This window comes from Brevibacillus sp. DP1.3A (assembly GCF_013284245.2).
In the GTDB taxonomy this organism is placed as follows: domain Bacteria; phylum Bacillota; class Bacilli; order Brevibacillales; family Brevibacillaceae; genus Brevibacillus.
This window is the reverse complement of record NZ_CP085876.1, coordinates 5,402,173-5,414,374: the sequence shown is the minus strand read 5'-3', so window position 1 is coordinate 5,414,374 and position 12,202 is coordinate 5,402,173. Positions and strand designations below refer to the sequence as shown.

The 12,202-nt window shown below is 52.9% G+C and carries 11 protein-coding genes; all 11 read left to right on the top strand.

The window, feature by feature from the left end; genetic code table 11:
* Positions 1-10: 10 nt before the first annotated feature.
* The 11 genes from cobJ to HP399_RS24710 all read left to right on the top strand — a co-directional run bounded on the left by cobJ (position 11) and on the right by HP399_RS24710 (position 12,196).
* A complete protein-coding gene (cobJ, locus tag HP399_RS24760) occupies positions 11-1,771 on the top strand; it encodes a precorrin-3B C(17)-methyltransferase (protein ID WP_173620115.1) in 1,761 nt (586 codons plus the stop codon).
* Between the two features lie 36 nt (positions 1,772-1,807).
* Positions 1,808-2,773, top strand: coding sequence for a sirohydrochlorin chelatase (locus HP399_RS24755; RefSeq protein ID WP_173620114.1), 966 nt, complete (start codon positions 1,808-1,810; stop codon positions 2,771-2,773).
* A 12-nt stretch (positions 2,774-2,785) separates the two neighbouring features.
* Positions 2,786-3,553 carry a precorrin-6A reductase gene (cobK, locus tag HP399_RS24750; RefSeq protein ID WP_173620113.1) on the top strand — a complete coding sequence of 256 codons (768 nt, stop codon included), beginning with the start codon at positions 2,786-2,788 and terminating at the stop codon, positions 3,551-3,553.
* A 130-nt stretch (positions 3,554-3,683) separates the two neighbouring features.
* The gene (locus HP399_RS24745; RefSeq protein ID WP_173620112.1) at positions 3,684-4,334 is read left to right on the top strand and encodes a precorrin-8X methylmutase; all 651 of its coding nucleotides are present in this window, start codon (positions 3,684-3,686) and stop codon (positions 4,332-4,334) included.
* Between the two features lie 4 nt (positions 4,335-4,338).
* Positions 4,339-5,475, top strand: a complete 1,137-nt coding sequence (locus tag HP399_RS24740; RefSeq protein ID WP_173620160.1) for a cobalt-precorrin-5B (C(1))-methyltransferase — start codon at positions 4,339-4,341, stop codon at positions 5,473-5,475.
* Positions 5,438-6,667 (top strand): precorrin-6y C5,15-methyltransferase (decarboxylating) subunit CbiE, encoded by a 1,230-nt coding sequence (gene cbiE, locus HP399_RS24735; RefSeq protein ID WP_173620111.1) that lies wholly within the window; start codon positions 5,438-5,440, stop codon positions 6,665-6,667. The genes HP399_RS24740 and cbiE overlap by 38 nt, the downstream gene beginning before the upstream one ends.
* Positions 6,664-7,374 (top strand): precorrin-2 C(20)-methyltransferase, encoded by a 711-nt coding sequence (gene cobI / locus HP399_RS24730; RefSeq protein ID WP_173620110.1) that lies wholly within the window; start codon positions 6,664-6,666, stop codon positions 7,372-7,374. The genes cbiE and cobI overlap by 4 nt, the downstream gene beginning before the upstream one ends.
* Positions 7,374-8,153, top strand: a complete 780-nt coding sequence (cobM, locus tag HP399_RS24725; RefSeq protein ID WP_173620109.1) for a precorrin-4 C(11)-methyltransferase — start codon at positions 7,374-7,376, stop codon at positions 8,151-8,153. Before cobI ends, cobM begins: the two co-directional genes overlap by 1 nt.
* The gene (locus HP399_RS24720) at positions 8,153-9,298 is read left to right on the top strand and encodes a cobalt-precorrin 5A hydrolase (RefSeq protein ID WP_173620108.1); all 1,146 of its coding nucleotides are present in this window, start codon (positions 8,153-8,155) and stop codon (positions 9,296-9,298) included. The genes cobM and HP399_RS24720 overlap by 1 nt, the downstream gene beginning before the upstream one ends.
* Positions 9,295-10,671: a cobyrinic acid a,c-diamide synthase CobB gene (locus HP399_RS24715; RefSeq protein WP_173620107.1), complete on the top strand. Its 1,377-nt coding sequence runs from the start codon at positions 9,295-9,297 to the stop codon at positions 10,669-10,671. Before HP399_RS24720 ends, HP399_RS24715 begins: the two co-directional genes overlap by 4 nt.
* Positions 10,664-12,196, top strand: coding sequence for a cobyric acid synthase (locus tag HP399_RS24710; protein WP_173620106.1), 1,533 nt, complete (start codon positions 10,664-10,666; stop codon positions 12,194-12,196). The genes HP399_RS24715 and HP399_RS24710 overlap by 8 nt, the downstream gene beginning before the upstream one ends.
* Positions 12,197-12,202: the final 6 nt, after the last annotated feature.

The window sequence follows — 12,202 nt, the reverse complement described above, 5'->3', positions numbered from 1 at the left end:
GAGGGGCCTTATGAGCGGCAAGTTGTTTGTGATCGGGTTTGGTCCAGGAAGTTTTGAGCATATCACCAAGCGGGCGCGGGAAGCCCTGCAGGAGGCCGATGTCATTATCGGCTATTCCACCTACGTAGATTTGATCCGCGGACTTTTGACGAATCAGCAAATCGTCAGCACAGGGATGACAGAAGAAGTAACGCGTGCACGGGAAGCTGTACGTCAGGCGGAAGAGGAAGGCAAAAAGGTAGCGGTCATTTCCAGTGGAGACTCAGGTGTTTACGGGATGGCAGGTCTCGTATACGAGGTGTTGGTGGAAAAAGGCTGGACAGAAGCTACTGGCGTACCAATCGAAATCGTACCGGGCATCTCGGCGATCAATTCCTGTGGGGCAATCCTCGGTGCGCCTATCATGCACGACGCATGCACGATCAGTCTGAGCGATCACTTGACGCCGTGGGAACTGATTGCCAAACGGATTGACGCAGCAGGGATGGCTGACTTTGTTATCGCGTTGTACAACCCGCGCAGCGGACGACGCACACGTCAGATTGTGGAAGCGCAACGCATTCTTTTGCAGTACCGCTCACCAGATACGCCAGTCGGTATCGTGAAAAGTGCTTATCGCGAACGCGAAACGGTTGTCGTGACGACCCTGGCGCAAATGCTAGAGCATGATATCGGCATGTTGACCACGGTGATTATCGGAAATACATCGACGTTTGTATACGACGGCAAAATGATTACGCCGCGTGGCTACCAGCGCAAATACACACTGTCTGCCGATGAGCAGCCACTGAAGCTACATCAGCGTCTGCGTGTAGAAAATGAGCCATGGTCGCTCGAGGCCTCCGAGGAGAGCAGCCTTGCGTCAGCTCCGGCAGCACCAGCAACACCGAAGGCAGAAAGGCCAATCGCCGTTACCGAGGACAGAGAAACTGTTACAGAACCAGCAAATCGTGCAGCAACAAGCACAGCAGTTCTGGAAGCGCCGCCTGTAACAGAAGAAGCAGCACCAAAAGCTCCTTTCACATGGGCCATGGAGGCGTTGACGGCTATCAATGCGGCGAAAGGCATTGAAACCAAGCCCGCTTCCGGGCAGGTCCATCGTCCGGTATCTACCTTTACGCCAGAGATGATTTTCGAATGTGCGGTAAGTCCGGGGGTCGCCAATAAAAAAATCACGCCGCTGCAAATGATGACGATTGCCGAAGTGGCCGGCGAAAAAGGCGAGATCGAATACACTCCACACCACCAAATGATTTTGCGCGTACCGACTGCCAACCCTGAGAGCATCACTAGCCGCTTGCGAGAGCTTGGATTGATTCTCAGCCCGATCGGAGACGTTTTGCAGGTAAAAGCGTGTGATTTCTGCGACGGCGAGAAAAAAGACAGCATTCCTTATGCCGACGAGCTGCACCAAAAGCTGGGAGGAAAAGAAATGCCGAAGGAACTGAAGATCGGCTTCAACGGCTGCGGGATGGCGTGCTATGGCGCGGTTCAAGAGGATATCGGGATCGTATTCCGCAAAGGAAAGTTCGATTTATTCCTGGGAGCAAAAACGGTGGGACGCAATGCACACTCTGGTATTCCGGTAGCGGAAGGCATCGAAAAAGAAGAGATTGTTCCACTCGTGGAGCGAATCGTGAACCGATTCAAAAAAGACGCGTTTCCGAACGAGCGGTTCCACAAGTTTTTCCAACGTGTAGGTGAGCTGGAGGGCTACGCATGGTACGAGCCAGCAAAAGCTGAAATCGAGAACGCTGCATGCGGAGATTAATGCAAGAACACCGAATAAAAACGAGGGGGACATAAAATGGACGCAGTATTATTTGTAGGTCATGGAAGCAAGGACCCGGAAGGCAATGAAGAGATTCGCCAGTTTGTAGCGACGCTTACTCCGGACTTGGATGTACCGATTATCGAGACGTGCTTTCTGGAGTTTGCCCGTCCTGACATGCTGCAAGGCTTGAATACATGCGTGGCACGAGGTGCAACCCGCGTGGCGGTGATTCCAATCATCCTGTTCTCTGCCGGACATGCGAAAATTCACATTCCAGCTGCTATCGACGAGGCGAAGGAGCTGCACCCACACGTTCAGTTCATCTACGGACGCCCGATCGGCATTCACGACGAGGTCATCAATATTTTGACCGCACGTATGGAAGAGGCAGGCTTTGCCTCCGGGGAAGACAACGATGACCTGGCTGTACTCGTAATCGGACGCGGCAGCAGCGATGCAGATGCCAATAGCGATATTTACAAAATGTCCCGACTGTTCTGGGAGCGATACAAAGCCAAGTGGGTAGAGACTGCCTTCATGGGCGTGACGTATCCATTGTACGACGAGGGTGTTGAGCGTTGCCTGAAGCTGGGGGCGAAGCGCATCGTTCTCTTGCCGTACTTCCTGTTCACGGGTGTGTTGATCAAACGGATGAGCGATCAGCTGGAGAAGTTCCGTGAGCAATACCCAGAAGCTCAGTTCGAAATGGCCGAGTATTTTGGCTTCCATCCTTTGTTGAAAGAAGTGCTCAAGGATCGTGTGGTGGAAGCGTTGCACGGTGAAGTGAAGCTGAACTGTGATACCTGTCAGTACAGGCTGGCAGCGATGGAGCACATCGACCATCACCATCACCACCATGATGACGAGCATGGACATCACCACCACCATGGTCACCACCATCATCATCACGATCACGACCATGACCATGACCACGATCACGATCATGACCATGATCATAAGCATGATCACAAGCACGATCACGATCACGTTACCAAGTAGGAGGGAGACAGCATGATTCTGGTACTGGCTGGAACGAGCGACGCGCGCGAGTTGGCTTTGCAAATCAAGGACAAGGGCTACGAGCTGTTGACGACGGTCGTCACTGACAATGCTGCGAAAAGCATGGAGGAGGCGGGCGTGCCTGTTCAGGTCGGACGCCTGACCGCCGAAGATATTCAGCAGCTGATCCAAGAGAGAGCCGTGCAATGCGTGGTCGACGCGAGTCATCCCTTCGCAGAGGAAGCCTCCAAAAACGCCATGGCAGGAGCACAGGGCGCGGGAGTCCCCTACATTCGCTACGAGCGGGAAAGCCTCTCCTCACCGGGCAGCGAGAAGCTGATTGTGGTAGAAGATTATGTTCAGGCGGCAGAGCTGGCGGCTGAAAAGCGCGGCGTCATCATGCTGACGACAGGAAGCAAGACGCTGAAAACGTTCACGGATCGGCTGTTGGGCCTGCCGGACACGACGCTGGTAGCACGCATGCTGCCGCGTCTTGACAATATGCAGAAATGCGAAGAGCTCGGTGTCGAGCAAAAAAACATCGTCGCGATGCAAGGTCCTTTTTCCAAGGAGCTGAACAAAGCGCTCTACGACCATTATGGTGTCACGCTGATGATTACCAAGGAGAGCGGCAAGGTAGGCGCTTTTGATGAAAAGGTGGAAGCGGCACTGGAAATGGGCATCGAAACAATCGTCATCGGTCGTCCGAAGATCGATTACGGAACGAAGTTTTCCGACTTTACCAGTGTTTTAGAACAACTCAAAGAGGTTGTTCAATAAGTCGTCTTTTGATCACGAAGTGGTTCGTGAAGCATATTCGACATCGAATATGGCGTTCACCGTCAAAGTCCGGTGCTGAAAAGCCGACTTTTTGAACGCGCATTTAAATTGTGACTGGAGGAAACTAACCATGGATTTCAAAACGGAATTTAAACCAATGACCGTACAACCGCAAGAGATTGAGGAATTGAGCTTTCAAATCATTACGGATGAGCTGGGCGAGCATTCTTTTACAGAAGAACAATATCCGGTAGTACAACGTGTCATCCACGCATCCGCAGACTTTGACCTCGGACGCAGTCTTGTTTTCCACCCGGACGCAGTAAAATCGGGAATCGAAGTGATCCGCAGCGGCAAAATCGTTGTAGCAGATGTACAGATGGTGCAAGTCGGTATCAGCAAAAACCGCATTGAGAAATTCGGCGGAGAAGTGAAGGTGTACATCTCTGACCGCGATGTGATGGAAGAGGCGAAGCGCCTGAATACGACCCGTGCGATCATTTCCATGCGCAAAGCGATCAAGGAAGCGGATGGCGGTATCTTTTGCATCGGAAACGCACCTACGGCACTTCTGGAGCTGATCCGCATGGTGAAGGAAGGCGAAGCAAAGCCAGGTCTGGTGATCGGTATGCCAGTTGGCTTCGTTTCTGCGGCAGAATCCAAGGAAGAGCTGGCGAAGCTCGATATCCCATTCATCACGAACATGGGACGTAAAGGCGGAAGCCCAGTAACCGTAGCAGCATTGAATGCCATTTCGATCATGGCGGAACGGTTGGGCTAAGCAGATGGTAGCCAAAGCAGCAACGGACGAAAAAGAGGCAAAGCCCCTCCGCCACGGATATACGACTGGATCATGTGCAACGGCGACGACCAAGGCTGCTTTGATCGCGCTGATTACTCAGGAAGAGCAAAGCCAAGCGACAATTCGCCTGCCAATCGGCGAGGACGTCACCTTTCAGATGGAGAGCTGCGAATTTTCATTGGCGAGGGCGACAGTTAGCACGATCAAGGATGGGGGAGACGACCCTGACGCGACACACGGTGCCCTTATCCTCTCAACCGTAGAATGGTCGGATGAGCCCGGCATTATTTTGGATGGCGGACTCGGTGTGGGACGGGTGACCAAGCCAGGTTTGCCCGTTCCGATTGGCGAGGCAGCGATCAATCCCGTCCCGCGCAAAATGATCAGGGAAACCGCGCAGGCTGTTCTGGATGGTTACGGGACCCAGCGCGGGATCAAAATCGTCATCTCCGTGCCTGCGGGCGAGGAAATCGCCAAAAAAACATTGAATGGACGACTCGGCATACTCGGCGGCATCTCCATTTTGGGGACGCGTGGAATCGTGGTGCCGTTTTCCACTTCTGCTTACAAGGCAAGCGTGGCGCAAGCGGTCAACGTCGCCAAGGAAGCTGGCTGCGATCATATTGTGCTGTCGACGGGTGGAAAGAGTGAATCTTACGGGGTCGCTACTTATCCAGAGCTGTCGGAAGAAGCATTCGTGGAAATGGGCGATTTCGTCGGCTTTTCTCTCAAGCAGTGCAAGAACAAGAAGATGCGCAAAGTGACCTTGGTCGGGATGATGGGCAAGTTTTCCAAGGTAGCGCAAGGCGTCATGATGGTTCACTCCAAAAGCGCACCGGTTGACTTCGGCTTCCTCGCTCAAATGGCGGCAGATGCGGGAGCTTCGCAGGAGCGTATTGACGAAATTTTGGGAGCCAACACCGCTTCGCAGGTAGGCGATATGATGGTGGACACGCCCGCCTTTTTCGAGATCATGTGCGAAAACTGTTGTCGCGCTGCACTTAAGGAAGTGGGCGGCGGCATCGAGGTCGAAACCATCATCATCACAATGAAAGGGTCCCTGTTGGGAAGGGTGACGATCAATGACACAGGCGATGAAAGTAATTGGAATCGGGGATGATGGACAGCAGAGTCTGCTGCCGTTGTACCGGACTTGGATAGAAGAAAGTGAACTGTTGGTTGGAGGAGAGCGACACCTCAGTTTTTTCCCGGAGTATACAGGGGAAAAGCGTGTACTGAAGGGCGGTCTGACTGCCATGGTGGAGGAGCTGCGTACAGAGACGCGCAAGACTGTCATTCTGGCGTCAGGCGACCCGCTCTTTTACGGGATCGGCAGCTTGCTTGCAAAAAAACTGAACGTGGAGATTTACCCGCACCTAAGCTCCATCCAGCTCGCTTTTGCCAAAATGGGAGAAGCATGGCAGGATGCGACACTTGCTAGCGTGCACGGACGCAGTATCAAAGGTCTGGCACAGCGGATCGACGGGAAGGATAAGGTCGCACTGTTGACGGATCGGGAAAACTCACCAGCAGCGATCGCCCGCTATCTCCTTTCGTTCCACATGACCGAGTACGATGCGTTCGTGGCGGAGAATCTGGGCAGTGCGGAAGAGCGGACAGGCTGGTATTCCCTTGAGGAAATGGCAGATGGTATCTTCTCTGATCTGAATGTCGTGATTTTGAAAAAACGCCGTCCAAGCCCGGTATGGCCGTTTGGAATCGCAGACGAGGAGTTTTCCCAGCGCAAGCCAGACAAGGGACTCATTACGAAAAAAGAAGTTCGCATTTTAAGCATTGCACAGCTGCAATTGCATGCTAAAAGCATCGTTTGGGACATCGGCACCTGCACAGGCTCTGTCGCCATTGAAGCGGCACGAATTGCGCGTGAGGGTGAAGTGTACGGCGTAGAGAAGAACGCGGACGATCTGGAAAACTGCCGCCAGAACATGGCGAAGTTTCGCACGGATTTGACAGTGATCAACGCACGTGCCCCACATGGCTTGGATCAGTTCCCAGACCCGGATGCCGTATTTATTGGCGGCAGTGGCGGAGAATTGCGCGAGCTGTTGAACATCTGCTGCACACGACTGCGCCCGAATGGCCGGATTGTGGTGAACGCAGCGACCATTGAGACATTGTACGAAGCGACACAAGCATTCGCGCAGGAAGGATTCGAGACATCGGTGACACTGGCACAGCTATCGCGCAGCAAGCCGATTTTGTCCCTAACGCGCTTTGAAGCATTGAATCCGATCTACATCATTACGGCCTGGGCCAAGCAGGCAGAAGACCAAGGAGGAGACAGCAAGTGACTAAGATCGGAACATTGTACGGACTGGGCGTAGGTCCCGGCGACCCTGAATTGATTACCGTAAAGGCATTTCGTCTATTGCAGCAATCGCCAGTGATTGCCTACCCGAAAAAACGGATGGGCAGCAAAAGCTACGCACATCAAATCGCGGAGCTGTATGTGCAATCCTCAGACAAGGAAATGCTCGGACTCGTTTTCCCGATGACGCGGGACAAAGAAATTTTGGAGCGCGAGTGGAACAACACGGTAGAGGTCGTCTGGGAACGTCTGTCTGAAGGCAAGGACGTCGCTTTTGTAACGGAAGGCGATCCAATGTTTTACAGCACGTTTATCCACATGATGCGCGTCATGCATGAGGAGCACCCAGAAGTGCCAATCGTGACTGTACCAGGTGTCTCTTCGTTTTTGGGAGCAGCATCGCGATTCAATCTGCCACTGGCGGATGGCGACGAGCAGATCGGCATCATCCCGGCAACAGAAGACAAGGAAGCCATGCGCAAAGCGCTTGAAAACCACGATACCGTCGTGTTCCTGAAGGTAGCAAAAGTACTGCCAATGATCATTGGCTTGCTGAAAGAAATGGGGCTGGCTGAAAAGGCATCGGTAGCGACCAAGGTCACTTCCTCCGAGGAAATGGTTTGGACCGATATGCGTGAACTAGAGCGGGCAGAGCTTAGCTATCTTACACTGATGGTGGTGAAAAAGTAATGAAACTGTACATAGTGGGAGCGGGTCCCGGCGACCCTGATTTGATTACAGTAAAAGGCTTGAAGCTGCTGCAAAAGGCAGATGTCATTATGTATACCGACTCTCTCGTGAACGAGGAATTGGTAGCAATGAGCAATCCCGATGCAGAGGTACTGCAAAGCTCGGGTATGGCATTGGAAGAAATGGTAGAGCTGTTGGTAGACCGGATTAGTAGCGGAAAAACAGTCGTACGCCTGCATACAGGTGATCCCTCCATTTATGGCGCGATTATGGAACAGATCGCATTGTTGAAGGAAAAGGGCATCGAGGTAGAAATCGTTCCAGGTGTGAGCTCGGTATTTGCGGCAGCGGCAGCAGTAGGTGCCGAGTTGACGATTCCTGATCTGACACAGACGATCATCCTCACCCGCGCGGAAGGTCGCACACCTGTGCCTGAAAGAGAAAAGCTGCGTGCACTCGCTGAGCATCATTGCACGTTGGCTCTGTACCTTAGCGCGACTTTGACGAAAAAAGTAGTCCGCGAACTGGTCGAGGCAGGCTGGAGCGAGGATACGCCTGTCGCAGTTGTACAACGTGCAAGCTGGCCGGATCAATTGATCATTCGCACCACACTGAAAAATTTGGACGAAGACATGGGCAAAAACGGCATCCGCAAGCACGCGATGATTTTGGCTGGCTGGGCATTGGACCCGAACATCCACGACAAGAGCGAGCAATACCGTTCCAAGCTGTACGATAAAACCTTTACACACGGGTTCAGAAAAGGTGTGAAGGAATAATGAAGATCATCGAACTGATCGAGGGAGAAATCCCTGTTATCGAGCAGCGCGGAGACTATGCGATCGTCGCCATCACGAAGCACGGAGTAGAGATGGCGCGCGATCTGGCACAGAAATTCCCTGGGACGGACCTGTACTACATGAGCAAGTTCGAGCGTGGAGATGAGGAAGCGCGCGGCATCCAGCTGTTTTCGAACAGTGTACGGATGCTGTTTCCCGCTCTCTGGCCTGCTTATAAAGGGTTAATCATCATTATTTCACTGGGTGCGGTTATTCGGATGATCGCACCTTTGCTCGAAGATAAAAAGAAAGACCCGGGTGTCGTCGTCGTCGATGACCGTGGGGAGAATGTCATCAGTGTGCTGTCCGGTCATTTGGGCGGTGCCAATGAGCTGGCTCGCGAGGTAGCGGCAGTCATGGGTGCTCGTCCGATTATCACGACAGCATCTGACGTACAAAAGACGATCCCGGTCGATCTATTTGGTAGACGTTTTGGCTGGGAGTGGGATTCCGCTGAAAAGCTGACCCCTGTCAGTGCTTCTGTCGTAAATGAGGAGCGCGTAGCCGTCATCAATGAATCCGGTGAACGTGACTGGTGGATGCATGACACGCCGATGCCACCGTCCATCAAGGAATACGCGACAATCGCTGAGGCAAAAGCCGATCAGCCGCAAGGTGCTCTAGTCGTTTCTCATCGCTTGCTCACACCGGAGGAACAATCGATTTTGGACAACGGCGTCCTTTATCGTCCGAAGGTAATCGTGCTCGGGATGGGCTGCAACCGTGGAACCTCCGCAGAGGAGATCGAGGCAGTCATCAAGGAAACGCTGGATGAACTGCAATTTTCAATCAAAAGTGTAAAAGCACTGGCGACCATCGAGCTGAAAAAGGATGAAGCAGGTCTGATCGCCGTTTGCGAAAAATACGGCTGGTCATTCGTCTGGTATTCGCCTGAAGAGTTGAATCAGGTAGAAATCAGCGATCCGTCTGATACCGTCTTCAAGTTCACTGGCGCGTACGGAGTGAGCGAGCCTGCCGCGAAGCTGTATGCTGGCGCGGGCGAACTCGTTTTGACCAAGAAGAAGTCGGGCAACACCACCATTTCGGTCGGATTGATGCCCTATCATGAGGAGGAGCGCGCATGACGGACAGCCGCCGTATTGTGATTGCCGGAACAGGCAGCGGAGCGGGTAAGACAACCGTTACCATCGGACTGATGGCTGCTCTGAAAAGAAAAGGGCATACCGTACAGGGCTTCAAGTGCGGACCTGACTACATCGATCCTACGTATCATACGGCTGTGACGGGCAGAGCTTCGCGCAATCTGGACAGCTTCATGCTGGAGCACGAGATCGTGAAGGAGATTTTTGTCCGCGGCAGCGAGGGTGCAGACATCTCGATTATCGAGGGTGTCATGGGTATGTACGATGGCAAGGAAGCGACCAGCGATAAAGGCAGTACGGCCGAAATCAGCATCCTGACTGGCTCTCCGGTTCTGTTGGTTGTCAATTGTCAGAGCATGGCGCGAAGTGCGGCAGCGATTGTCAAAGGCTTTCAATTGCTCAACCCACAGGCGAGAATCGTCGGTGTCATCGCGAACAAGGTCGGCAGTGAGGGACATCACAAAATCGTGAAGGCAGCGATCGAGCAGGAGTGCGGGATTCCGGTCGTGGGCTACCTGAAACGGGAGAACGAGCTGGAAATACCGGAACGTCATCTCGGATTGGTGCCATCTGTCGAGCGTGGAGAGTTGACTCCTTTGTTTGAAAAGCTGGCTGACTTGATCGCGGAGACAGTAGATTTGGAACAAATCTGGGAGCTGGCCAAGGCAGAGCCGCTACAAGCGAAACCTACGCTGTTTGTTCCGCGAAAAGCATCTGCCACTGTCACTATTGCTGTCGCGAAGGACCCTGCTTTTCATTTTTACTATCCGGAAAATTTGGAGCTGCTCGAAGCATATGGCGCGAAGCTCGCGTTTTTTTCACCGCTGGCCGGAGAGGGAGTGCCTGAGGACGCGGATGGCTTGTACATCGGGGGAGGCTTCCCGGAGGAATTTGCAGCAGAGCTATCGCAAAATGAAGCGGTGAAGCAATCGATCCGATCTGCGATCACAAAAGGCTTGCCTACCTTGGCTGAGTGCGGTGGCTACATGTTTTTGACAGAGGCAATCGTGACGACAGAGGGCGACAGCTATCCGATGGTGGGGCTCATCCCAGGCAAGGTGACCATGCAGAAAAAGCTCGCAGCGCTTGGCTATCGGGAAGTGCGCGGCAAGGGAGTCAATTTCTTGCTCGGAACCGAGGAACAGGCAAAAGGACATGAATTCCATTACTCTACTTATGCTTCGGATCAAGAGCTGCCAGCAGCATATGAGACGAAAGGGCTTCGCGGTACGAAACCGGAGGGCTATGCACAGGATAATCTGGTCGCAGGCTATACTCACTTGCATTTCGGCTCCAATCCTGACCTGGTCGAACGTTGGCTGAGCCGTTGCGCGGAGGTGGCCGCTCGTGCCTAAAGCCCTCCCGTTGATGGTGCAAGGTACCAGCTCGGATGCAGGAAAAAGTGCGATTGCTACAGCGCTGTGCCGGATTTTTGCCCAGGATGGCTACAAGACAGCTCCGTTCAAATCACAAAATATGGCGTTGAACTCCTACGTTACGCTTGATGGAAAAGAAATCGGCCGGGCACAGGGCGTTCAGGCGGAAGCAGCAGGAATTCTGGCGACGACCGATATGAACCCCATTTTGATCAAACCTACTAGAGATTCTGAATCGCAAATTGTCGTCAACGGCGAGCCATACGGCAACATGAAAGCGATGGCCTATCGTACAGAATTTTACCACGAGGGCTTGCGGATCATTGAGGAAGCGTATCAACGACTCGCTAGCACCTACGAGCGGGTCGTCATCGAAGGGGCTGGCAGTCCGGCAGAGGTTAATCTAAATGACCGCGAGCTCGTCAATATGCGAGTCGCTCGTCTTACGAACGCGCCCGTCATTTTGGTGGCAGACATCGAGCGTGGGGGTGTGTTTGCCAGCTTGGTCGGTACCCTTCAGCTGCTTGAACCCGAAGATCGGGACCGTGTGATCGGAGTCATCATCAATCGTTTTCGCGGTGATTTGACACTTTTGCAGCCGGGGCTGGACTGGTTCGAAGAATATACGGGCAAGCCTGTCCTTGGTGTCGTGCCTTTTATTCCAGACTTGTGGATCGATGCGGAGGATTCGCTGATTTTGCACCGTTATCAAGGTCAGCGTGAGACACCGCGAGAGATTGACATTGCTGTTTTGCGTTACCCGCGAATTTCCAACTTTACAGACGTGGACCCGTTTTTTGTAGAGCCGGATTGCCGGATGCGCTTTGTGACACGTTTGGAAGAGTTGGGTGAACCAGATCTGATTGTCTTGCCGGGCAGCAAGAATACACTTGAAGATTTGCAATTTCTGCGAGAGACAGGTCTTGCCGCGGCGGTCAAAGACCTTCATCATAAAGGGAAGACGTATATCGTCGGCTTGTGTGGCGGCTATCAAATGCTGGGAGAATCCATTCACGATCCAGCTGGGGTCGAGTCTCCGTTGCAGCAGCTTGATGGGCTAGGCCTCATCCCGATGATCACGACGATGGAGCAGAAGAAAACGACAGTTTTGTCCCGCGGAGAAGCAGTATTTGCGAAGGAAAGGCTGACGGTGGAAGGCTACGAGATTCACATGGGGCAATCTGCTTATCCGAGCAATGATTTTCCTTTTATCCAGATGGAGGGGCGTACGGAGGGCTATTGTCAGGAGGAGCGGCAGTTGATCGGCACGTATTTTCATGGCCTGTTCCACAATGACCACTTCCGCACGCTGTTGCTGAATACCATCCGTGAGAAAAAAGGTCTTCCACCCATCGAGGATCGCCCATCCTTTGTCGCTCTGAGAGAGCAGGGGTACGATCTGTTGGCGGAAACCGTTCGTCGCCATGTGAAGTTGGATACGATCGAAGAGTACATGAAGGCTTTTCAAGAAAAAGAGATGCTACAGAGTAAAATTATTCAATAAACCCTT